The sequence below is a fragment of the Streptomyces sp. DF42 genome (assembly GCF_058267695.1).
Genome location: NZ_CM177859.1, coordinates 3836511 through 3858756, shown reverse-complemented (window position 1 = coordinate 3858756; position 22246 = coordinate 3836511). Strand labels below are relative to the sequence as shown.

The window sequence follows — 22246 nt, the reverse complement described above, 5'->3', positions numbered from 1 at the left end:
ACCCTCATGTCATCCGGTACGTCAGGCCTTGCGCCGCCGGATCACCAGGTAACCGCCCGCGGCGACCAACGCGGCCGCCCCGCCGGCCAGCACGCCCACGGGGGCGCCGTTGCCCGTCTCCGCGAGGTCGTCCGAACCGCTGCCGCCCTGCGCGGACGGCGAGGAGGACGCCTCCGGCTCCGCACCGGAGGCCGGGCTCGGGGACGCCGACGCCGGAACGGACGAGGACGCCGACGGCTCGGGCGTCGAATCGCAGGGGCATGCCCCGCCGCCGTCCTCCGAGCCCCCGCAGTCCGTCCAGAGCACCTTGTGCTTCGCGGCGCCCTTCTCGCCGTCGAAGTTCCAGAACAGCTTGTAGTGCCCGTCGGGCAGGGACAGGTCCTCCGTACGGCCGTGACCGTCGGCGGCCAGTGTGATGGCGCCCGTCTTCACGGTCTCGCCCTTCGTGGCGGCCGTGGGAGCCCAGGCCTCGATGTGCCAGTCGACCTGCTGTACGGCGTCGAAGCCGAAGGCGTCCAGGTAGAACGTGCAGACGTGCGGCTCGTTGCGCCGCAGTTCCTCGCCGGTGGTGGCGTCGTGGATCTTCACGGTCCCGTTGTCGCCAGGAGCGGTGGCGTGGGCGGCGGCCGGAGCGGCGAGCAGTGCCGCCGCGGCGACGGCGCACAGGGCGCCGGCGCGGGTGAGGGTACGCATGGGCAGTCCATCTTCGAGTTACGGACGGGAAGATGTGGAGGGGGCGGCTCAGCTTCCAGCTCCGCCTGACCCAAGGTCAATCACGAACTGACAACACTCAGGCTCTCCACAGAGTGGAGAACGGTGAAAGGCGTCAGATCGTCACGAACGCCGCCGTGAGCAGCACGATCCCCGAACCCGCCATCACCCACGCCGCCCGCGTCCGCCCCAGCCCCCCGGCCACCACGACCGAAGCCAGCAGCAACGCCCCGCCGAACGGCACCCATGCGTACAGGATCCCCGCCGGCCCCGACCGCAGGACCTCGTCGCCGCCCGGCTTCACCACGACCGTGTACGTCTGCCCCTTCGCCACCGCGACCGTCCTCTCGATGACGGCCCGGCCGCGATCCGGCCCACCCTGAGAGAGCGGCGTGAACGGACCCGTGCAGGTGTCCTCCCCGCACCGCGTCACCTCGATCGTGCCGCGCTCCCGCCCCTTCGTGAGCATCACGTACGGCGCGGTCTTCCACGACCCCCACACCCCGGCGATCAGGATCAGCGCCGCGACCGTACCCATCACCGCGAGCCGCCCGAACCGCAGAGCGACGGCCGAGGCCTGACGCGAGGCATGAGGGGAGGCGTGACGGGAGGCCTGACGGGAAGGAGCTGCTGTGGCAGGCATGGCCGGGATCATTGGCCATGCCTGTGCGCCCGGTCAACTCCCGCGGGGGACAAGTCAGGAGTTGTACGTGCTTTGTGCCCGCTCCAGCCCCTCGATCACCAGACACTCCACCGCATCGGTCGCCCGGTCCACGAAGTAGTCCAACTCCTTGCGCTCCGCGGAGGAGAAATCCTTCAGCACGAAGTCCGCCACCTGCTGCCGCCCCGGAGGGCGCCCGATCCCGAACCGCACCCGGTGGTACTCCGCCCCCATCGCCTTCGTCATCGACTTCAGGCCGTTGTGCCCGTTGTCCCCGCCGCCCAGCTTCAGCCGCAGCACGCCGTAGTCGATGTCCAGCTCGTCGTGCACGGCCACGATGTTCGCCACCGGAACCTTGTAGAAGTCCCGCAGCGCGCTCACCGGCCCACCCGACAGGTTCATGTACGACATCGGCTTGGCGAGGATCACCCGCCGGTTCGCCGGCCCCGGCGGCCCGATCCGCCCCTCCACGACCTGCGCCTGGGCCTTCCCGGCCCGCTTGAACTTCCCCCCGATCCGCTCGGCCAGCAGATCGGCCACCATGAACCCGACGTTGTGCCGGTTCCTCGCGTACTCGGGTCCCGGATTGCCCAGGCCCACGACGAGCCAGGGACCATTGGCGGGGGTGGTCACGTCCATGTCTCCTTGCTGTATTTTCCGGGGGCAGCCCCCGGACCCCCAGCAGCCAGCCGCTGCCCCCCGGGGGAACAGCGGCTGACGAAACGACTACGGTGCGGATCAGGCCTCGGCGACGGCCTCGGCGCCCTCGGACTCCTCGGCGGCCTCCTCCGCCTGCGCGGCCAGGACCTGCAGGACGACGGTGTCGTCGTCGACGCCCAGCTTGGTGCCCGCCGGCAGCGGGATGTCCTTGGCGAGGATGGAGTCACCGGCGGTCAGACCCTCGATGGAGACCGTGACCGACTCGGGGATGTGGGTGGCCTCGGCCTCGACCGGAAGCGCGTTCAGGACGTGCTCCAGCAGGTTGCCACCCGGGGCCAGCTCGCCCTCGGTGTGCACGTAGATCTCGACGTTGACCTTCTCGCCACGCGTGACCAGCTGCAGGTCGACGTGCTCCAGGTGGCCCTTGATCGGGTCACGCTGCACGGACTTCGGGATCGCCAGCTCGTTCGTCTTGCCGTCGATGTCCAGGGAGATCAGGACGTTCGGCGTACGCAGGGCGAGCAGCAGGTCGTGGCCCGGAAGGGTCAGGTGCAGCGGGTCGGAACCGTGACCGTACAGAACACCGGGAACCTTGCTGTCACGGCGGATACGGCGGGCGGCGCCCTTGCCGAACTCGCTGCGGGTCTCGGCGGAGATCTTGACCTCGGACATGATCACTCCTCGTGGAATTCAGGAACGGACGTGGTCACCCGGCCACGAACGGCCTGCTACGAAGAGCGCGTCGATAACGGACAGCCGAACCTCACACGGAGGACGGCCTCCCTCGCCGAGCAACTGGAGCAGTCTACTCGGAGAGGAAGGCCGTACCCAAAAGGATCTTCGCTGAAGAACCCTTACTGCACTGACTGACCGGCTGGCCGACCAACCGACCGACTGCTACTGCTCGTCGAAGAGGCTCGTCACCGAACCGTCCTCGAACACCTCACGCACCGCACTCGCGATCGTCGGCGCGATGGACAGCACCGTGATCTTGTCCAGCTCCAGCTCACCCGGCGTGGGCAGCGTGTTCGTGAAGACGAACTCGCTCACCTTCGAGTTCTTCAGACGATCCGCGGCCGGACCCGACAGCACACCGTGCGTCGCCGTCACGATGACGTCCTCCGCACCGTGCGCGAACAGCGCGTCCGCAGCCGCACAGATCGTGCCGCCCGTGTCGATCATGTCGTCCACCAGGACGCACACGCGATCCTTCACCTCACCGACCACCTCATGCACGGTGACCTGATTGGCGACGTCCTTGTCACGACGCTTGTGCACGATCGCCAGCGGCGCACCCAGCCGGTCGCACCAACGGTCCGCCACTCGCACCCGACCGGCGTCCGGCGAAACCACCGTCAGCTTGTCCCGGTCGACCTTCGCACCCACATAGTCCGCCAGAAGCGGAAGAGCGAAGAGATGATCCACCGGACCATCGAAGAAGCCCTGGATCTGGTCGGTGTGCAGATCGACCGTGAGGATGCGATCCGCACCGGCCGTCTTCATCAGATCCGCGATCAGACGGGCCGAAATCGGTTCACGGCCACGGTGCTTCTTGTCCTGCCGCGCGTAACCGTAAAACGGCACGATGACCGTGATGGAGCGAGCCGACGCGCGCTTCAACGCGTCGATCATGATCAACTGCTCCATGATCCACTTGTTGATCGGAGCCGTGTGGCTCTGAATCAGGAAGCAGTCCGCACCACGTGCCGACTCCTGATAACGGACATAGATCTCACCGTTGGCGAAGTCGAAGGCCTTCGTCGGAACAACCCCGACACCCAGCTGCTGGGCGACCTCCTCGGCAAGCTCGGGGTGGGCGCGGCCGGAGAAGAACATCATCTTCTTCTCGCCGGTCGTCTTGAACCCGGTCACAGCACAGTCTCCTCAGAGGTGTCTCAGCTGGTGGCGATACGAGTATGTGCAGATATCACGGTACGCCGAGTTCGACGCACCCGTTTCCGGTCAGTCTTCGCTCTCACCCTGCCGGGACGCCGCCTCAGCCGCCTTCGCGGCAGCACTTCCCGGACGCTTACGGGCCACCCAACCCTCGATATTCCGCTGCTGACCACGGGCCACGGCCAGCGAACCAGCCGGTACGTCCTTCGTGATCACGGACCCCGCAGCGGTGTACGAGCCGTCCCCGACCGTGACGGGAGCCACAAACATATTGTCCGAGCCCGTCCGGCAGTGGGATCCGACCGTCGTGTGGTGCTTCTCCTGCCCGTCGTAGTTCACGAACACGCTGGCAGCACCGATGTTGCTGTACTCACCGATCGTCGCGTCACCGACATAGGACAGATGCGGGACCTTCGTCCCCTCCCCGATCGACGCGTTCTTCGTCTCCACATACGTACCGACCTTGGCCCTCAGCCCCAGCCGCGTACCCGGCCGCAGATAGGCATACGGCCCCACCGTCGCCTGCGGCCCGACATGAGCACCGTCCGCCACCGTGTTGTCAACCCGCGCACCGGCCTCCACCCGCGTGTCCTTCAGACGACTGTTGGGCCCGACCTCCGCACCCTCACCGAGATGCGTGGAACCCTGCAACTGCGTACCCGGATGCACCACCGCGTCCTGCTCGAACGTCACCGTCACATCCACCCACGTCGTCGCCGGATCGACCACCGTGACGCCGGCCAGCATCGCCCCGGTCAGCAGCCGGTCGTTGAGAATCCGGCGCGCCTCGCTCAGCTGCACCCGGTTGTTGATCCCGGCGATCTCGTGGTGATCACCAGCCACGGAGGCCCCGACACGGTGACCGGCCTCACGCACGATCCCGAGCACGTCGGTCAGGTACTCCTCACCCTGACTGTTGTCCGTACGGACCTTCTTCAGGGCGTAGGCGAGGAGTTGACCGTCGAACGCGAACACCCCGGAGTTGATCTCACGGATCGCACGCTGCTCCTCGCTCGCGTCCTTGTGCTCGACGATCCCGGTGACGGCACCGGTCGCCTCGTCGCGCACGATCCGGCCGTAACCGGTGGCGTCCGGGACCTCGGCGGTCAGCACGGTGACGGCGTTGCCGTCGGAGGCGTGCGTGGCGGCGAGCCGCCGCAGCGTCCCGCCGGTGAGGAGAGGGGTGTCGCCGCACACGACGACCACGGTCCCCTCGACACTGCCGCCGAGCTCCTCCAGGGCGATCCGCACGGCGTGCCCGGTGCCGTTCTGCTCGGCCTGCACGGCGGTGCGTACGGCGGGGTCGATCTCGGCGAGACGGGCGACGACCTTCTCCCGTGCGTGACCGACGACCACGACGAGGTTCTCGGGCTCCAACTCACCTGCGGCGGCGAGCACATGACCCACGAGGCTGCGTCCGCAGATCTCGTGCAGGACCTTGGGGGTGGCCGACTTCATACGGGTGCCCTCACCCGCTGCGAGAACGACGACGGCTGCCGGGCGAATGGCGCTCACGGGGTTGCCCTTCGGCTGTGGAGTGGGTGGGGACATCCGCAGGATACCGGGGCGTTTCTTGGGGGACATGAGAGTGGGCCCTGACGGTGATGTCACCGGTCAGGACCCGAACTTGGCTGAGCTCCCCCGCCAGGACTCGAACCCGGACAGATGGCACCAAAAGCCACAGTGCTGCCAATTACACCACGGGGGAACATGTCGGCTAAACCGGACATTTAGTCAAGGTCGCCGAACGGCGCCTCCTACTATGCCGTACCAGGCGCCTTCCATGCGACGGTATAGGTCAGCGCTCTGTCGGACATAGATCACGAGGCAGCCGCGGTAGGTGTCGCCAGTGTTCTTGCGGACCGTCCGAGGGTTGTGCTTCTTCAAGGTGGCCTTGCTGAACGCTGTCATGTCGACACCCACGACGTCGGCCCAGAATTGCTCGGCGGCTGCTGCGTCTGCGGTCTCGTGAATGCTCACCCGAAGGGTCAGGCGGTCTCGCTTCACTTCCAGGAGCTCAAGCCAGCGTAGGAAGAGCCTGATGACATTGGGGTCGCTGTTGATGAACTGCAGCACCTCGGTCCGGCGGTGCGCCTTGTCCTTGGAGCCCTCGGCCCAGTAGAGGGCAACCCCCGCGATGAACAAATCGCGGTCTGACAGCTCCCCAATCGCTGCTGCTGCAGCCAACTTGGTCGCCTGGCGCTCTTGTTCTCGGGAGGCGTGTAGTCGCGCCAGTCCCTCGTTCATGCGGGCCCGTTGTTCCTCCGGCGTGCACCTGGGTTCCGGGTGCGGCAGATCTCGTACCCAAAGCGACACCGAGCTCTTGGAGCAGCCCAGCTCGGCCTGGATCTGGTTGTACGTCCAGCCTCGTCGGCGCAGTTGTCGTGCCCTCTCCCGTAGATCGTCCTTCGCTCGTGGCCGCTTAGTCCACTCCGGAGGCGGCTCGCCCTCCACGAGGCGTTGAAGGATCTCCTTGTTGTGGATCCCGAGCTCGTCCCGGATCTGCCGAAGGCTGTGGCCCTCGCGCCGTAGCGCCACCGCCCGTTCCCGCAACCCCTCGAAGTCGGCGTATTTGCCGAGTGAATGTGCCATAGGCATACAGTCCAGGCGGAATCCGAGCTTCCGGGGTCGAGCGGTGTGCGATTCAGCAGTTCGAGGGAAAGCGGGTGGTTTCGTGCGCGTTCGGTTACGGACTGTGGTGTAGGCCAGTCACGGAAACTCACCGGAAAACGGGGCGGGGGCGCCCGTAGGCTGGAGGCATGACCACGACGGGGGAAGACCACGCCGCGGCCCGGGGAGGGCCGTGGTGGTGGGTCAGGTGGCGCAGTGCCGCGTTGGACGTCGGCTTGGCGGTGGCGTCCGCGGTGGAGTGTGCGTTCGAGGGGGTCCGGTTCGCGCGGGACGCGGGGATCCCGGTGGCCGCGGGGGTTGTGTTCGGGGTGGTGGCCGGCTCCGCGCTGCTCGTCCGGCGGCAGTGGCCGATCGCCGTCGTGCTTGTCTCGATCGCCATCACTCCGGCCCAGATGGGCTATCTGATGGGCATCGTCGGCCTGTACACGCTGGCCGCCTCGGAGTTGCCCCGGCGGATCATCGCGTCGCTGGCGGGGATGTCGCTCGTCGGCATGCTGATCGTGATGTTCGTGCGGGTGCGGCAGGACATGGCGCGCGGGACCTGGGATCTCGGGGACTGGTTTGTTCCGTTCGCTGCGATCACTACCGCGATCGGGATGACGGCGCCGCCTCTGCTGCTGGGTTTGTACGTGGGGGCGCGGCGTCGGCTGATGGAGAGTCTGCGGGAGCGGGCGGACAGTCTTGAGCGGGAGTTGCAGCTGCTGGCCGAGCGTGCCGAGGAGCGGGCCGAGTGGGCGCGGAACGAGGAGCGGACCCGGATCGCGCGGGAGATGCATGACGTCGTCGCGCATCGGGTGAGTCTGATGGTGGTGCATGCTGCCGCGTTGCAGGCCGTGGCCCGGAAGGATCCCGAGAAGGCGGTGAGGAATGCCGCGCTGGTGGGGGACATGGGGCGGCAGGCGTTGACCGAGTTGCGGGAGATGCTCGGGGTGCTCAGGAGTGGGGGCGGGGCGCGGCGGCGTGAGCAGGCGGTGCCGTTGGTGGCGGTGGGGGTCGCTGCGGCGGTGGCGGCTTCGAGGGCCGTGGACGAGGGCGAGGGGCCTTGTCTGTCGGAGTTGGACGAGTTGATCGGGCAGTCGGCGGCGGCGGGGATGGTCGTCGATCTGTCGGTGGAGGGGGACGCGCGGTCGTATGCGGCGGAGATCGAGCAGACCGCGTATCGCGTCGTCCAGGAGGCGTTGACGAACGTCCACAAGCATGCGGCGGGGGCGAAGACGCATGTGCGGCTCGCGCATCGGATGTCGGAGATCGCGATGCAGGTGGAGAACGAGCCGCCGCCGGAGGTGTCCTCGGCGTCGTCGGCGCGGTTGCCTTCGGGGGGCAACGGGTTGGTGGGGATGAAGGAGCGGGTCAGCGCGCTGGGGGGCGTGTTCGTGTCGGGGCCGACGGATGCCGGGGGTTTTCGGGTGTCGGCGGTGATTCCGGCCGCGTAGTGCTCGCGTGCTCGGTGTTCTGGGCGTGCTCGGTGTGCTCGGTGTGCTCGGTGTGCTCGGCGGTTCAGCCCGCTGTGAGGCGTACCGGTTCGATGCCCGCGACGAGGCCGGCGAGGGCCTGGTCGATGTCGGGGCCGAGGTACCAGTCGCCCGTGTGATCGAGGGCGTACACGCGGCCCGCGGTGTCGACGGCGAGCAGGGACTGGGTGTCGGTCTCGGTGCCGAGGGGGCTGACTTCGGTGTCGAGGGCGCGGCCGAGGTCGCAGAGGGTGCGGGCCATGTGGAGGCCGTGCAGGGGGTCGAGGTGCAGGGCGGCGGGGGCGACCTGGCGGCCGGGGCCCGTGGGTGTGATGTGGAGGCCGCCGAATTCGGCCCAGGCCTCGACGGCGGCGGGGAAGACGGCGTGGCGGTGGCCCGCGGGTGAGGCGTGCTCGCGCAGGGCGTCGGCCCAGATCTCGGCCTGCTTTATGTCCCAGCGTCCGGGGAGCCAGCCGGCGGCGCGCAGGGCGGCGTCGACGGGTACGGGGAAGCGCGTGGTGGAGGTGCGGTCGGGGTGCATCTGCCCTTCGATCGTCGAGTTCGCCGAGGTCGTGCCCGGCCGGGGCCGTCCTGTGGTGCCGGGTGGGGGTTGTCCGTCCGCGGCTATCCGCCTGCTGCCGCGGGGTCGACGACGCGGACGCCGAAGTGCGCGCTGAGGGCGGTGCAGGCGCGGCAGGGTGCGGCGAAGCCGCCGTGCAGGGGGTCCCCGTCCTCGCGGATGCGGCGGGCGGTGAGTTTGGCCTGCTTGAGGGCTTTGCGGGCCTCGCCGTTGGTCATGGGCTTGCGGGCGGCGCGCTTGCTGCGGGCGGCGTCGGCCGTGGCTATGTGGCGGGAGATGAGGATGGTCTCGGCGCAGCGGCCGGTGAAGCGGTCGCGCTGTGCGCTGGTGAGGGTGTCCAGGAAGTCCTGGACGAGGGGGTGCAGGGGTGGGGGCTCCTCGCCGCGGGCGGCGGTGCCGGTGAGGGTGGCGCCGCGGACGGAGAGGGCGGCGGCGACGGTGGGGAGTATGCCGTCGCGGCGGTGGCGGAGGGTGGGCGCGTGCGGGGTCTCGTCGGCGCTCCAGCCGATGCGCGGGTCGCCGGAGGTACCGGTGTGCGGTGCCGTGTGCGGTCCCGTCTGTGTCACGTTCATGATCGTCATCCCCTCCCGAGCATCCCTCGGACGTCACAGAGTGCCAAATGCCGTGGCTGGTGCGGAAGCTGGGGCGGCGCGACACGCCCGGGTTTGGGCGGGCTGTCACGGCAGGGTGACGGCTGGTCACGGAAGCGGAGGGCGGCTGACCGGTGCCCGGTGACCCGTCCGGTCGTACCGCATAGGCTGTCGGCACCGCGATCCATGCGGTCGGTGCGTGGTGACACACGTGGCGGCGCGTGGTGACACACGCGGTGGTGCGTGGTGACACGCGCGGTGACGGTCGGGACGGAAGTCGACAAGACGGACGTTCGCGACGGACGAGACAGTCGATACGGGGCGTGGCGGGCGGCTTGGGCCGGTCGCTGCGGGTCGTACCAGAGTGCCGCAGGGGGCAACCGCCATGACGACAGGTCGGCTCGGGCAGCAAGCCGCGCCGCCGAACGCGGCCTACGCCGGGCAGGTCGTGCATTTCCCGGATCCGGTCCGGGCGGCACGTCACCCGAGAGGGGTACGCATTGACGAGCGCGGTTACCCCGATTTCTCGGCCTACGCGCGTGCCGCTGCGGAGATCGCGGAGCCGCCGGAGGGTTTCGGTGTCGACGAGCTCAGGCTGACGGACTACGTGTCGGCGAACGCGGCGCTGGCGGCTTCCGGGCACGAGTTGTGGGACACGGTGCCCGCGGTGGCGACGCCGCACGGCTGGACGTGGCATCACGTGCTGGGCTCGCGGCGCCTCGAACTGGTGCCGGTCGAGGTGAAGGCGTTGCTGCGGCATCACGGCGGGATCGCCACGTCGAACGTCGACCAGGGCAAGCGGGGTACGCGGCCGCTGCAGGAGACGCGGCCGGCGCATTTCGGGCTGCCGAAGTCGGGTGTGGCGGTGACGGAGGCGCAGGTGCAGGGGGTCGAGGAGGACCTCGGCTACCGGCTGCCGGGTGCGTATCGTTCGTTTCTGAAGGCGGCGGGCGGTTGCGCGCCGGTGGGTGCGGCACTGGACGCCGAGCTGGGGCTGCTGGTCGACCAGCCGTTCTTCACGGTGCGGGACGAGGCGGCCGTCAATGACCTGGTCTATGTCAACAAGTGCCTGCGCGACCATCTGACCAAGGACTACCTGGGCGTCGGTTTCGTCCAGGGCGGTCTGCTCGCGGTGAAGGTGAAGGGCGAGCGGATCGGTTCGGTGTGGTTCTGCGCGTACGACGATGCCCGGGACGTCGATCCGTCGTGGGTGCCGGCTGATCGCGTGGAGCGGTTGCTGCTGCCGTGCGGTGAGGACTTCGACGCGTTCCTGTCGCGGCTCGCGGGCAATCCGCCGGAGCTGGAGACGGTGGCCAATCTGATGGTGGACGGCGGGTTCGCGCGTCCCGTTTCTGTCTCTTCCGTCTCTTCCGTGGGGGAGTGAGCGTTGCGATGGTGACCTTCGCGCAGGCGCAGGAGCGCGCCGAGGAGTGGATCAACGGCGAGCTGCCCTCGTACCAGCATCGTGAGGTGCGGGTGCGGGAGTTCGGGCTCGGGTTCGTGCTGTGGGCCGAGGACCGGGCGGACGGGCCGCGTTCGGACGGGGGTGGTCAGCGGCTGGTGATCGCCCGCGACAGTGGCGAGGCGACGCTGTGGCCGTCGCTTCCGGTGGGTGAGGTCGTCCGCCGGTACGAGGAGGAGTACGGCCGCCCGGACGAGACCGGTGAGCCCGCTCCGGCGCAGGCGGCTCCGGCACGGGTGGATCTGAATCAGACGTCGTTCCTGCTGAGTCCGCCGGAGTGGTTGCAGGAGGCGGCGGACAAGTTGGGCATCCCGGATCGGCGGAGCGGCGCGGGTGCCGCGGCCGGTTCGTCGGGTGACGGTGCGTCCGGGGGCGGAGCGCTGCCCGAGACGCAGGCGGGGGTGCCGGCCGGGTCGTCACCGGTTGCGCCCGGTGGCGGTGCGGGGTGGCCGGAGGCCGGGGCGAGCGCCGACGGTGGCGCCGGGGCGCCCGGGGCTCCTGGTGTGCCTGCCGGGGCGACTCCGTGGGCCGGGACCGACACCAACGCGGACGCCGGCGAGGACCGTTCCGTGCCGCTGCCCGCGACCGTGTTCGCGCCGCCGTTGAGCGAGTCCGGCGAGGACACGCCGCCCGAGGCAAAGACGGCGCTGATGTCGGGCGGCAGCCGGCTGCCGCGCACGACGTTGGCGCCGGCAGTCAACGAGCCGGGTGTGCCGGGTGCATCGGGTGCATCGGGTGTGCCGGGAGCGCGCGGGGCGTCGAACGCGCCGGGTGCACCGGGCGGTGCGCCGGTGTCTCCGCCGCCGCCCGGGCAGGGTGGGGCGCCGTACGGCTATCCGCAGGGTCCGAGTGGTGCCGCCGTGCCGGGCACGTCTGCGCCGGCTGCTCCTGTGCCGGGTGGCACGCCGCCGCCTGCGCCTTCGTCGTACGGCTATCCGCAGGGGCCGGGGGCCGGTGCCACGCCGCCGCCTCCTGTGCCGCCCGCGCCTTCCTACGGCTACCCGCAGGCGCCCGGCGGGGCGCCCGGTGCGCCTCAGCCCCCGGCTGGTCCGGGGCGGCCGCTCGCGTCGAACGCCGGGGACATCGCCGACGCCGCGACGAGCAAGGCGGCGCCCCCGCCGCGCCGGAGTTCGACGACTCCGCACCCGCCGAGCGCCCCCGGTGCTCCCGGGGCGCGGCCGGGGAGTACGCCTCCGCCCGGGTCGGGCGCCGGCGGCTACGTTCCGACGCAGCTGGTGTCCGCGCTCGGTCCCCACGGACCCGAGGGTCCGGGGATGCCCGGGGCGCCGCAGGCTCCTGGGGCACCTGGCACACCCGGTGGTGCGCCGCATCCGCCGGGCGCCCCCCATCCGCCCGGTGCGCCGAACGCGCCCGGCGGGACCCCTCCCGGTGGTGTCCACCATGCGGCCACGATGCTTGCCGACCCCGGTCGGATGGGCCCCGGTGGAGGTGCCCCGCAGCCGCCGGGTGTGCCGGGCGCACCGGCCTTCCCCGGAGCCCCGGGCGCCCCGGGTGCGCCTGGTGGCCCCGGTGTTCCGCAGCCTCCCAGTGCCCCCGGAGTGCCGGGCGGGTCCGCGGGTGGGCGCGGAGGCGCCGTTCATCATGCGGAGACGATGCTGGCCGCGCCCCCCGTGGGCGGGCCCGGCGCGCCCCCGCCGCCGCAGGCCCCCGGCATCCCCGGTGCTCCTGCCGCTCCCGGTATGGCACCGCCCATGCCGCAGCCGCCGATGTCCCAGCCGCCCATGCCGCCCGGTGCGATGCCGCCGCCCGGTCAGCAGCCGGCGTACGGCCACCCGCAGCAGGCGCAGCCGACCGTGGGTCCCGGCTACCAGGCCGTCCTGCGCTACCGCGCGCAGGACGGTTCCGAGCAGCAGCTGATCCGGCGGTCGGCGCCCGGCACTCCGCACCCGGAGTGGCAGATCTTCCACGAGCTGCGGGGCATGAACGTGCCGCCGGACCAGGTCCTGGAGCTGCACACGGAGCTGGAGTCGTGCGAGCTGCCGGGTGCCTACTGCGCGCGGATGATCCGCGAGCAGTGGCCGCAGGCGCGGATCGCGAGCATCGCGCCGTACGGCACGGATCACGCGAGCCGGCAGCAGGGCATGCAGCAACTGATCGCGCACCAGGGCGAGTTGCACCAGGTCGCGGACGGGCCGGCGCGCCCGGCGCCGGTGCGCGCGCCGTTGCCGCCGGTGCAGGCCGCGCCGCCGATTCCGCCGGAGGGGATCGCGCAGGAGATGGCGGGGGCGTTCGGGCCGGGTGTGTTCCGGTTCGAGCAGGCGGCGGTGTCCCGGCAGGGTGTGCCGCCGGTCGTGGCACAGGCGCTGGTGGTGGCGGGGCTGCCGATGGACATGGGGCCGTTCTTCTGGGCGCAGGCCCAGCCGGGGCGGCCGGTGCCGACGCTCGCCGAACTGGCGCAGGAGCGTGGTGTGCAGCCGGCCGCGGACGCGGGCTCGTACCTCGTCATGGGCAGCGACTTCGGCCGGGCGGTCTGTGTGCAGTACGGCACGGCGAACATCGTGGCCGTGCCGGTGGAGGCGGGTCCCGGTGGGGCACCCGTGCCGCCGCAGTTCGTGAACACGGGGCTGCCGGAGTTCCAGCGGTGCCTGGCGCTGCTGGGCCGGATGTGGCGCCTCAGGTTCGGGCTGAACCAGGAGCAGGCGGGCCGCTGGACCGTCGACTTCCAGGCCCAGCTGGCCTCCCTGGACCCGGCGGCGCTCGGTTCGCCGGAGAGCTGGTGGTCGGTGCTCCTGGAGCAGATGTGGGACGGGCTGCTGTGATGCTCCGGCGCTGACCCATCTGATCCGATCCTGAGGGGCCGGGCAGGTCGTTCTCGACCGGCCCGGCCCCTTTCTGTGCCCACCGCGCCCGGAGTGTCGCGTTATGAACACTTGAGTCCCATATATCAAGATGTGCGCGCACTCATGATTTTCGCTCCCGTTCGGCGCAGGGTCCGGCAGAGAGGGGTTCCAGGATGAGCAGCGCATCGGTCTCGCCCCACGGCTTCTGGGTCGTACGGGGGCGTGGTTACTGTCCCGACCAGGTCGACGCCTTCGCCGACGCCCTCTCCCTGGACCGGGACGCCGCATGGGAGAGAGCGGCCCGTCTCACCGTGCTCGCCAAGGACATGGAGGCGGAGGCCGCGCTGCTGCAGGAGACGGTGGCGCAGCTGGCCCCGCAGGCGTACGAGACGCTCGGGGAGGGTGCGCGGCAGCTCTTCCAGTGCGTGGAGGAGGAGGCCGCGGCGGTACGGGAGCGTGCTCGGCAGGAGGCGCAGCGCCTGTTGGACGAGGCGCAGGAGTACGCGACCGGCGTGAGCGACGCCGCACAGGCGCACGCCGACGCCGTATGCGGTGAGGCCGACGAACGCGCCCGGCAGCGGCTCCTCGCGGCGCAGGCCGAGGCCGACAACATCCGCATCGGCGCCCGGCGTGCGGTGAAGGCGGGCCGTGGCGAGGCGCTGGCAGCGCTGCGGGAGGAACGGCAGCGCAGCTTCGCGGTGCGCGCGGAGCAGGCCAGGGAGTTCGCCGGGCGGTTGGCCGAGCTGGAGCAGATCGAGGCCGAGCGCGTGGCCGCCCGCGAGGTGCGGGGCACGGAGCGGCTGGCGCGGGCGAAGGCGGAGCTGGCCGAGGCGAAGCGGGCGTTCGGCCAGGCGCAGGAGTTCGCCCACCGGTCCATGGACGAGGCACGCGCGCGTGCCGCCGAGATCCTCGCGGGAGCGCGGCTGCGGGAGGAGCAGATCGCCCGGGAGACGGAGCAGGTGCTGCGGGAGCACGGGGAGCGGTCGGACGACGTGCAGGCGCAGATGGACAACGTACGCAACAGTCTTACGGCGTTGACGGGTTCGACGTCGGGGGAGTGAGGGCGGGGGGCGGTGGCGCGGCCCTCCGCCCCGGCCGCACCCGGGCTCCGCCCCGCCTCACCTCACCCGTTCCGCCGTACCGCCCCGGCGAGAATCCAGCCCTCCACCGCCTCGTACTGCCGTCGCTGTTCCTCCGAGGCCTTCCGGCCGGAGACCACCGTGCCCAGCCAGCCGAGGGCGAAGCCCAGCGGGATCGTCACGAGGCCGGTCGTGGTGAACGGGAACCAGTTGAAGTCGGCGTCGGGGAAGGCGGCGGCAGGGGAACCGGAGACCAGGTTGGTGCCCGGCATCAGGAGCAGGACCGCGGCCGTGCCGCCGATCAGGGTGCACAGCAGGCCCGTACGGGTGTAGCGGCGCCAGAAGAGGCTGTAGACCAGCGCGGGGGCGATGGCCGAGGCGCCGATGCAGAAGGAGAGCGTCACCAGGGGTTGCAGGTTGCGGTGCTGGACCTGGGTGGCCAGCAGGATCGCCGGGACGCCCACCGCGAGCGCGGAGACCCGGGCCAGCAGCATCTCGCGGCGCCCCGACATCTCCTGCACCCGCGTGGCGAACACGTCGTGGGCAAGGGAGTTGGCACAGGCGAGGATCATGCCGGCGACGGAGGCCAGCAGGGTCAGGAAGATCGCCGTGGTGACCGCGGTGAAGAGGAAGGTCTCGGCGGCCGAGACGCTCGTGCCGAAGGCCGCGCGGGAGCCCAGCAGATAGGCCGTGTTGCCCTGCGGGTCGGCCTGTGCGATCACCGCCCGGCCGATCAGCGCCGTGGCGCCGAAGCCGACGACCGTCATGATCAGCACGAACAGCACCACCGACGACACCGCCCAGGACATCGAGCGCCGCACCTGACGGGCGCTGCGCGCGGTGTACATGCGCATGGTGACGTGGGGCAGACAGGCGCCGCCGATCACGATGGTGAGTTCCGAAGTGATCATGTCCAGGCGGGGGTTGGGGCTGCCCGCGAACTCCAGCCCCGAGTGCAGGAAGGAGGTGCCGGCGCCGCTCTGTGCGGCGGCCGCGTTGAACAGGGCGCCCGGGTCCCAGTCGAAGCGCTGGAGTATCAGTACGGCGACCACGGCGCCCGAACCGAGCAGCATCACGATCTTCACGATCTGGATGAGGGCGGTGCCCTTCATGCCGCCGATCGCCGCGTAGCTGATCATCAGCGCGCCGATGCCGATGATGCAGCCGGTCTGCAGCGAGTCGCCGGAGAAGCCCAGGATGAACGCCAGCAGCTGCCCCGTGCCCGCCAGCTGCACCAGCATCAGCGGCAGCAGTGCGGCGATGGTCACCACGCAAGCGGTGATACGGACGCCGCGTCCGGGCATACGGCGGGTCAGCGCGTCGCCCATGGTGAACCGGCCCGCGTTGCGCAGGGGTTCGGCCAGCAGGAACATCAGCAGCATCAGGGACAGAGCGGTGCTCAGGGCCAGCGCGATCCCGTCGTAGCCGCACAGGGCGATCACGCCGCCCGTGCCCAGCACGCTCGCCGCGGAGATGTAGTCGCCGGCGATCGCGAGGCCGTTGCGCATGGGGGAGAGGGAGCCGTAGCCCGTGTAGAACTCGTCGAGGTCGTCGCCGTCCGGGCCCGTCATCACGCACAGCAGCAGCGTGATCGCGGCGACGGTGGAGAAGGCGACCAGGGACATGGCCTGTGCGTTTCCGCTGAAGCCGTTCGTCACCGTGCCGCCTCCCGCTTGGCGTCCAGCTCCGACTGCTTGCGGATGCGGTCCGCGATCGGGTCGACGTAACGGCGGGCCGTGTGCTCGTACAGAGCGATCGCCAGCCAGGTGACGGGGATCTGCAGCAGTGCCAGCAGCAGGCCGGTCGGCAGGCCGTCGGTGACGGTGCTCGTCATGAACGACGGGGCGAACGCCGACAGGAACGACGGGGCGAACGCCGACAGGATCAGGAACAGCGTGAAGTAGCCGAGCGCGGTGAGGGTGGCGGTGCGCCGCTGCCAGCGGTGCGCGTTGCGCAGGATCCGCAGATCGCTGTGGTGCCCGAGCGCGGGCTCCGGGGGCCGGCGCCGTGCGGCTGCTTCGGGTGGTTCGGGTGGTTCGGTGGGCGGTAGCCACGGGTAGGCGGCGGCGTAGGGCGGGGGCGGGTTGTGCGGTGGACGGCGGTACGGGTACGACGGGGACTGGTCGTAGGACATCCCGGTACTCCTTGCGTGGCTCGGGTCCTGTGCGGAGGACCGCAGGGAGGTGGGGGGCGGAGCCACGCACGCTACTCGCCGGTACCCGGGCAGCGCGAGCTTTTCACCAAACTGATTGGTCGGTATGCGCTTACTACGCTGACCTGCAATGTTACCGGCGTTAACTCAGACTTTTGGTGTCCGACCGTTCAGTCGGTGAGCACGGGGAAGCGGCGCGGGGCCAGGAGCAGGAGGACCAGGAACGCCAGTGCCGCGGCACAGGCCGCGCCGAAGTAGACCGCGTGCACCGCGTCCGCGATCGCCCGCCGGGTCGCCTCCGGTACCGCACCCGCGCCCAGGTCCCGGGTCACCGAGTCCAGGTCGCCCGCGCCGCCCAGGCGGGAGGCCAGCACACCGTTGGCCACCGCGCCGAAGACCGATGCGCCGATCGTCTGGCCCGTCTGACGGCAGAAGAGCACCGACGCGGTGGTCGTGCCCCGTTCCGCCCAGCCCACCGTGGACTGCACGCCCACGATCAGCGGGAGCTGGAACAGGCCCAGCGCCCCGCCCAGAAGCAGCATCAGCAGCGCCGGCTGCCAGGCCGAGCCCGGATAGGGCAGGAACGGGAACGCGAAGAGGATCAGTGCCGCCGTCCCGATGCCGAGCATCGCGGTGTCGCGGAAGCCGATCTTCCGGTACACGTGCTGGCTCAGCGCCGCCGACACCGGCCAGCTCAGCGTCCAGACCGACAGGACGAAGCCGGCCGCCACCGGGGCCAGCCCCAGCACCGACTGCGCGTACGTCGGCAGGAAGACCGAAGGGGCCACCATCAGGAGCCCCAGCGCACCGAGCGCGAGATTGACCGCGGCGATCGTGCGGCGGCGCCACACCCAGCCGGGGATGATCGGTTCGGCCGCCCGGCGTTCCACCAGGACCACGACCCCGGCCAGCACAAGTCCCGTACCGAACAAGGCCATTGACGGAGCCGACAGCCACGGCCATGCCACTGAGCCCTGCACCAGCGCCGTCAGCAGGACGCCTCCGCACGCGAACACCGCCAGCGCGCCCGCCCAGTCGATACGGGGGCGGGCGGCCGGCTTCCGCTCCGGCTCGTGCAGATGCCGGACGATCAGCCACAGCGCCAGCGCGCCGATGGGCAGGTTGACCAGGAAGATCCAGCGCCAGTCGGCGTACGCCGCAAGGACGCCGCCGATCCCCGGGCCGGCCACGGCCGACACCGCCCACACCGTGGACAGCTTGGACTGGATCTTCGGGCGTTCCTTCAGGGGGTAGAGGTCGGCCGCCAGTGTCTGCACCGTGCCCTGCAGCGCGCCGCCGCCCAGGCCCTGCACGATGCGGAAGGCGATCAGCGCGGCCATGTTCCAGGCGGCGGCGCACAGCAGCGAGCCCAGCAGGAAGAGCGCCGCGCCCGCGATCAGCACCGGCTTGCGGCCGAAGGTGTCCGACAGCTTGCCGTACACCGGGAGCGTCACCGTCACGGCGAGCAGGTAGCCGGAGAAGAGCCAGGAGAAGACCGAGAAGCCGCCGAGGTCGCCGACGATCTGCGGGACGGCCGTGGAGACGATGGTGGCGTCGAGGGCGGCCAGCGCCATCGCGAGCATCAGCGCGGCGACGACGGCTCCCCTTCTGGGTGTGCCCCGTGGGCGCCCGCCCGTCCCCGACGCCCGTATCTCGGTGTCCCCCTGGTCCACGTCCCCCTGGTCCACGCGATTCCTTCCCCGTGCATCTATCCGCCGCCGACCACTCTCCCACTTGGCCCGCCCGTCGCCCGACCACCGCCCCTCAACGACGCGCTTCGCGCGGCACCTGCTTGATTTGTCGCGGCAGGGTGGAAGGTCAGTGGGCCGGTGGGTGGACCGAACCCCGAGATCGCCTCCACCCGTCGGTGGACTGCCCCTAGGGGTTCCTCCGTACTACGGCCCGGGGAGGGTTCGTCCCGCTGGAGGAGGAGACCGGGCGGGAGCCTGCTTAACCTGGCTTTATGCCGCTGGGGGGGCGGCTGACCGAACCGGCGGGGGTGGGGTTTTCCCCCCTTGAAGAGGGTGCCGAGCACCAGCGCGCGGCACCCCTCTCCGGCACCAGACTCATCGACGTACCGCTTCTCGACGAACCACCGCGAACAGCTCATCCGCAGGCCGGCAGATTCAACTGCCGCCCGACATAGGAGAATTACCATGACATCGGCCGTTACCATTCCCAGGCACGGGGGCACTGGAGGTCGTACGGCCGTTGCCGCCCGGGCACGGCAGGTCGTCAAGGCGTACGGGTCCGGGGAGACCCGCGTCGTCGCCCTCGACCATGTCGACGTGGACATCGCCGGGGGCCAGTTCACCGCGATCATGGGGCCCTCGGGCTCCGGCAAGTCCACCCTCATGCACTGCCTCGCCGGCCTCGACACCGTGACCAGCGGGCAGATCTACCTGGACGACACCGAGATCACCGGGCTCAAGGACAAGAAGCTCACGCAGCTGCGCCGGGACCGGATCGGCTTCATCTTCCAGGCGTTCAACCTGCTGCCGACGTTGAACGCGCTCGAGAACATCACCCTGCCCATGGACATCGCAGGCCGGAAGCCCGACAAGCAGTGGCTGGCGCGCGTCGTCGACACCGTGGGGCTCAGCGACCGGCTCAAGCACCGGCCCACCCAGCTCTCCGGCGGCCAGCAGCAGCGCGTCGCCGTGGCCCGCGCCCTCGCCGCGCGGCCCGAGATCATCTTCGGTGACGAGCCCACCGGAAACCTCGACTCCCGCGCGGGCGCCGAGGTGCTGGGCTTCCTGCGGCGGTCCGTCGACGAGCTCGGGCAGACCATCGTCATGGTCACGCACGACCCCGTCGCCGCCTCGTACGCGGACCGGGTGCTGTATCTCGCCGACGGCCGGATCGTCGACGAGATGTACAAGCCCACCGCGGACGCCGTCCTGGACCGCATGAAGGACTTCGACGCCCGGGGGCGTACGTCATGACCGTCCTGAAGACATCGATGCGCAACTTCTTCGCGCACAAGGGGCGCATGGCGCTGTCGGCGGTCGCGGTACTGCTGTCGGTCGCCTTCGTCTGCGGCACGCTGGTGTTCACCGACACCATGAACACCACCTTCGACAAGCTGTTCGCGGCCACCTCCTCCGATGTGACCGTCAGCGCCAAGGGCGCCTCCGACAGCGGCGAGACGACCTCCGACAACGGCAGGCCGCCGGTCATGCCGGCCGCCGTCGTCGGCACGGTGCAGGGCGCACAGGGCGTGAAGTCGGCGGAGGGGACCGTGTTCTCCACGTCGGTCACCGTCGTCGACGCCAAGAAGGACAACCTGTCGCCGTCCAGCGGCGCCCCGACCATCGTCGGCAGCTGGAACGGCAACGACGCCCGCACCATGAAGATCACCCAGGGTGCCGCGCCGAAGAACTCCGGCCAGGTCATGGTCGACGCCGACACCGCCGACAAGCACCACCTCAGGATGGGTGACGAGCTGTCCGTGATCAGCGCGGTCGGCACGCACACCGCGAAGATCTCCGGCATCGCCGACTTCCAGGTCACCAACCCCGGCGCGGCGATCTTCTACCTGGACACGAGGACCGCGCAGCAGACGCTCGTGGGCAGGACCGGCGTCTTCACCAACGTCAACGTCACGGCCGCCTCCGGGACGACCGACCCCCAGCTGAAGAAGAACGTCCAGTCGGCGCTCGGCACCGGCTACAAGGTGCAGACGGCCAAGGAGACCGCCGACGCCAACCAGAAGAACGTCGAGGGCTTCATGAACGTCATGAAGTACGCGATGCTCGGCTTCGCCGGAATCGCCTTCCTCGTCGGCATCTTCCTGATCATCAACACCTTCTCGATGCTGGTCGCCCAGCGCACCCGAGAGATCGGCCTGATGCGGGCCATCGGCTCCAGCCGCAAGCAGGTCAACCGGTCCGTGCTCGTCGAGGCACTGCTGCTGGGCCTGTTCGGCTCGGTGCTGGGGGTCGGCGCGGGCGTCGGCCTCGCGGTCGGGCTGATGAAGCTCATGGGCTCCATGGGCATGCATCTGTCGACCGCCGACCTGACGGTCGCCTGGACGACCCCCGTGGTCGGCCTCCTGCTCGGCGTCGTCGTCACCGTCCTCGCCGCCTACCTGCCCGCCCGCCGCGCCGGCAAGGTCTCCCCGATGGCCGCACTGCGCGACGCCGGAGCCCCGGCCGACGCACGGGCCGGCCGGATCCGGGCCCTGGTGGGCGTGGTGCTGACCGGCGCCGGCGGCTACGGCCTCTACGTGGCCGCGAACGTCGACAGGGCGAGCGACGGATCGCTGTGGCTCGGCCTGGGCGTGGTGCTCTCGCTGATCGGGTTCGTCGTCATCGGCCCGCTGCTCGCGAGCGCCGTGGTGCGCGTCCTGGGCGCCGTACTCCTGCGGGCCTTCGGCCCGGTCGGGCGGATGGCCGAACGCAACGCGCTGCGCAACCCGCGCCGTACGGGTGCCACGGGCGCCGCCCTGATGATCGGGCTCGCGCTGGTCGCCTGCCTCTCGGTGGTCGGCTCCTCCATGGTCGCCTCCGCCACGGACCAGCTCGACAAGACCGTCGGCACGGACTTCATCATCCAGTCCGACCGCGGGCAGATGGTCACCCCGCAGGCCGTCAAGGCCGTGAAGTCGACGCCGGGGCTGTCCCGGGTCACCGAGTACAGGACGACGACGGCCGACTACACCACGCCCGACGGCAAGACGCTCGAGGACACCGACATCACGGCGGCGGACCCGACGTACGCGACCGACCTGCGCGTCAAGACCGTCGCAGGAAACCTCAAGGACGCCTACCTGCCCGACTCGATGTCCGTCCACGAGAAGTTCGCCAAGGCCCACGGCGTCCACCTGGGCTCGAAGATCAGGATCTCGTTCAGGGACGGCGCCGCCGCGAACCTCACGGTCCGGGCCATCACCAGCAACGACGGTCTCATCGACGCGGGCTCCAAGTACACGTCGATCGCCACGCTCGCCAAGTACGTGCCGGCCGACAAGATGCCGCTCGACCAGCTGGTCTTCGCCACCGCCAAGGACGGGCAGCAGGACGCGGCGTACAAGTCGCTGAAGTCCGCGCTGCACGCCTACCCGCAGTACGAGGTGCGCGACCAGACGGACTACAAGCAGGCGCTGAAGGACCAGATCGGCCAGCTGCTGAACATGATCTACGGCCTGCTGGCACTGGCGATCGTCGTCGCGATCCTGGGCGTCGTGAACACCCTGGCCCTCTCGGTGGTCGAGCGGACGAGGGAGATCGGCCTCATGCGGGCGATCGGTCTGTCGCGCCGGCAGCTGCGCCGGATGATCCGCATGGAGTCGGTGGTCATCGCCCTCTTCGGCGCCCTGCTGGGCCTGGGCCTTGGCATGGGCTGGGGCGCGACGGCCCAGAGGCTGCTTGCCCTGGAGGGCCTGAAGGTCCTTGAGATCCCGTGGCCGACCCTGATCGCGGTCTTCCTCGGCTCGGCCTTCGTGGGCCTGTTCGCGGCACTGATCCCGGCGTTCCGGGCGGGCCGGATGAACGTACTGAACGCCATCGCCACCGAATAGGGGACAGGGGACACGGGGGGACAGCCACCGCACACGGGGGTTGCGGGGGAA

18 protein-coding genes and 1 tRNA gene are annotated in these 22246 nt (G+C 70.4%); 6 read left to right on the top strand and 13 right to left on the bottom strand.

All coding sequences use genetic code 11. From position 1 onward, the window contains the following. Positions 1–21: 21 nt before the first annotated feature. From ACYUED_RS17480 to ACYUED_RS17445, 8 genes are all read right to left on the bottom strand, one after another. Complete coding sequence (locus ACYUED_RS17480) at positions 22–693, bottom strand: LPXTG cell wall anchor domain-containing protein (protein ID WP_491293201.1); 672 nt, start codon at positions 691–693, stop codon at positions 22–24. Between the two features lie 133 nt (positions 694–826). Beyond that, entirely contained in the window at positions 827–1366 is a 540-nt protein-coding gene (locus ACYUED_RS17475; RefSeq protein ID WP_491293200.1) for a hypothetical protein, read from the bottom strand. Between the two features lie 42 nt (positions 1367–1408). Next, the gene (pth, locus tag ACYUED_RS17470) at positions 1409–2011 is read right to left on the bottom strand and encodes an aminoacyl-tRNA hydrolase (protein ID WP_491293199.1); all 603 of its coding nucleotides are present in this window, start codon (positions 2009–2011) and stop codon (positions 1409–1411) included. A 99-nt stretch (positions 2012–2110) separates the two neighbouring features. After that, positions 2111–2704: a 50S ribosomal protein L25/general stress protein Ctc gene (locus ACYUED_RS17465; RefSeq protein ID WP_491293198.1), complete on the bottom strand. Its 594-nt coding sequence runs from the start codon at positions 2702–2704 to the stop codon at positions 2111–2113. 225 nt (positions 2705–2929) lie between these two features. After that, on the bottom strand, positions 2930–3904 hold the full coding sequence (locus ACYUED_RS17460; RefSeq protein ID WP_491293197.1) for a ribose-phosphate diphosphokinase: 975 nt from the start codon (positions 3902–3904) through the stop codon (positions 2930–2932). Positions 3905–3994: 90 nt separating this feature from the next. Next, the gene (gene glmU / locus ACYUED_RS17455; RefSeq protein ID WP_491293196.1) at positions 3995–5443 is read right to left on the bottom strand and encodes a bifunctional UDP-N-acetylglucosamine diphosphorylase/glucosamine-1-phosphate N-acetyltransferase GlmU; all 1449 of its coding nucleotides are present in this window, start codon (positions 5441–5443) and stop codon (positions 3995–3997) included. 121 nt (positions 5444–5564) lie between these two features. Continuing rightward, a tRNA-Gln gene (locus ACYUED_RS17450) sits at positions 5565–5636 on the bottom strand. Positions 5637–5662: 26 nt separating this feature from the next. Further along, entirely contained in the window at positions 5663–6520 is an 858-nt protein-coding gene (locus tag ACYUED_RS17445) for a hypothetical protein (protein WP_491293195.1), read from the bottom strand. 167 nt (positions 6521–6687) lie between these two features. On the opposite strand from ACYUED_RS17445, the gene ACYUED_RS17440 reads away from it, so the two are divergent. After that, complete coding sequence (locus ACYUED_RS17440) at positions 6688–7992, top strand: sensor histidine kinase (RefSeq protein WP_491293194.1); 1305 nt, start codon at positions 6688–6690, stop codon at positions 7990–7992. Positions 7993–8056: 64 nt separating this feature from the next. On the opposite strand, the gene ACYUED_RS17435 is transcribed toward ACYUED_RS17440, so the two are convergent. Next, entirely contained in the window at positions 8057–8551 is a 495-nt protein-coding gene (locus tag ACYUED_RS17435; protein ID WP_491293193.1) for an SUKH-3 domain-containing protein, read from the bottom strand. Between the two features lie 83 nt (positions 8552–8634). Further along, positions 8635–9171, bottom strand: a complete 537-nt coding sequence (locus tag ACYUED_RS17430) for a YwqJ-related putative deaminase (protein ID WP_491293192.1) — start codon at positions 9169–9171, stop codon at positions 8635–8637. Between the two features lie 394 nt (positions 9172–9565). Here ACYUED_RS17430 and ACYUED_RS17425 point away from each other — a divergent pair, with 394 nt between their 5' ends. From ACYUED_RS17425 to ACYUED_RS17415, 3 genes are all read left to right on the top strand, one after another. Continuing rightward, entirely contained in the window at positions 9566–10564 is a 999-nt protein-coding gene (locus ACYUED_RS17425) for an SMI1/KNR4 family protein (RefSeq protein ID WP_491293191.1), read from the top strand. A gap of 8 nt (positions 10565–10572) precedes the next feature. Then, positions 10573–13422: an SUKH-4 family immunity protein gene (locus ACYUED_RS17420; protein ID WP_491293189.1), complete on the top strand. Its 2850-nt coding sequence runs from the start codon at positions 10573–10575 to the stop codon at positions 13420–13422. Positions 13423–13616: 194 nt separating this feature from the next. Continuing rightward, positions 13617–14504: a cellulose-binding protein gene (locus ACYUED_RS17415; RefSeq protein ID WP_491293188.1), complete on the top strand. Its 888-nt coding sequence runs from the start codon at positions 13617–13619 to the stop codon at positions 14502–14504. Between the two features lie 62 nt (positions 14505–14566). Here ACYUED_RS17415 and ACYUED_RS17410 read toward each other — a convergent pair whose 3' ends face one another. From ACYUED_RS17410 to ACYUED_RS17400, 3 genes are all read right to left on the bottom strand, one after another. Beyond that, on the bottom strand, positions 14567–16180 hold the full coding sequence (locus ACYUED_RS17410) for a sodium/solute symporter (RefSeq protein WP_491293187.1): 1614 nt from the start codon (positions 16178–16180) through the stop codon (positions 14567–14569). Beyond that, positions 16177–16656 carry a DUF485 domain-containing protein gene (locus ACYUED_RS17405; protein WP_491293186.1) on the bottom strand — a complete coding sequence of 160 codons (480 nt, stop codon included), beginning with the start codon at positions 16654–16656 and terminating at the stop codon, positions 16177–16179. The genes ACYUED_RS17410 and ACYUED_RS17405 overlap by 4 nt, the downstream gene beginning before the upstream one ends. Positions 16657–16844: 188 nt before the next feature. Then, complete coding sequence (locus tag ACYUED_RS17400) at positions 16845–18347, bottom strand: MFS transporter (RefSeq protein ID WP_491294307.1); 1503 nt, start codon at positions 18345–18347, stop codon at positions 16845–16847. Between the two features lie 483 nt (positions 18348–18830). On the opposite strand from ACYUED_RS17400, the gene ACYUED_RS17395 reads away from it, so the two are divergent. Both ACYUED_RS17395 and ACYUED_RS17390 read left to right on the top strand, forming a co-directional pair. Beyond that, positions 18831–19619 carry an ABC transporter ATP-binding protein gene (locus ACYUED_RS17395; RefSeq protein WP_491293185.1) on the top strand — a complete coding sequence of 263 codons (789 nt, stop codon included), beginning with the start codon at positions 18831–18833 and terminating at the stop codon, positions 19617–19619. Then, positions 19616–22195 carry an ABC transporter permease gene (locus ACYUED_RS17390; protein WP_491293184.1) on the top strand — a complete coding sequence of 860 codons (2580 nt, stop codon included), beginning with the start codon at positions 19616–19618 and terminating at the stop codon, positions 22193–22195. The genes ACYUED_RS17395 and ACYUED_RS17390 overlap by 4 nt, the downstream gene beginning before the upstream one ends. Positions 22196–22246 lie beyond the last annotated feature (51 nt).

Coding starts and splice junctions, on each gene's coding strand:
- ACYUED_RS17475 (WP_491293200.1), bottom strand. CDS start 1,366: ATGATCCCGGCCATGCCTGCCACAGCAGCTCCTTCCCGTCAGGCCTCC.
- ACYUED_RS17430 (WP_491293192.1), bottom strand. CDS start 9,171: ATGACGATCATGAACGTGACACAGACGGGACCGCACACGGCACCGCAC.
- ACYUED_RS17465 (WP_491293198.1), bottom strand. CDS start 2,704: ATGTCCGAGGTCAAGATCTCCGCCGAGACCCGCAGCGAGTTCGGCAAG.
- pth (WP_491293199.1), bottom strand. CDS start 2,011: ATGGACGTGACCACCCCCGCCAATGGTCCCTGGCTCGTCGTGGGCCTG.
- ACYUED_RS17415 (WP_491293188.1), top strand. CDS start 13,617: ATGAGCAGCGCATCGGTCTCGCCCCACGGCTTCTGGGTCGTACGGGGG.
- ACYUED_RS17395 (WP_491293185.1), top strand. CDS start 18,831: ATGACATCGGCCGTTACCATTCCCAGGCACGGGGGCACTGGAGGTCGT.
- ACYUED_RS17480 (WP_491293201.1), bottom strand. CDS start 693: ATGCGTACCCTCACCCGCGCCGGCGCCCTGTGCGCCGTCGCCGCGGCG.
- ACYUED_RS17425 (WP_491293191.1), top strand. CDS start 9,566: ATGACGACAGGTCGGCTCGGGCAGCAAGCCGCGCCGCCGAACGCGGCC.
- ACYUED_RS17445 (WP_491293195.1), bottom strand. CDS start 6,520: ATGGCACATTCACTCGGCAAATACGCCGACTTCGAGGGGTTGCGGGAA.
- ACYUED_RS17420 (WP_491293189.1), top strand. CDS start 10,573: ATGGTGACCTTCGCGCAGGCGCAGGAGCGCGCCGAGGAGTGGATCAAC.
- ACYUED_RS17435 (WP_491293193.1), bottom strand. CDS start 8,551: ATGCACCCCGACCGCACCTCCACCACGCGCTTCCCCGTACCCGTCGAC.
- ACYUED_RS17440 (WP_491293194.1), top strand. CDS start 6,688: ATGACCACGACGGGGGAAGACCACGCCGCGGCCCGGGGAGGGCCGTGG.
- ACYUED_RS17390 (WP_491293184.1), top strand. CDS start 19,616: ATGACCGTCCTGAAGACATCGATGCGCAACTTCTTCGCGCACAAGGGG.
- ACYUED_RS17405 (WP_491293186.1), bottom strand. CDS start 16,656: ATGTCCTACGACCAGTCCCCGTCGTACCCGTACCGCCGTCCACCGCAC.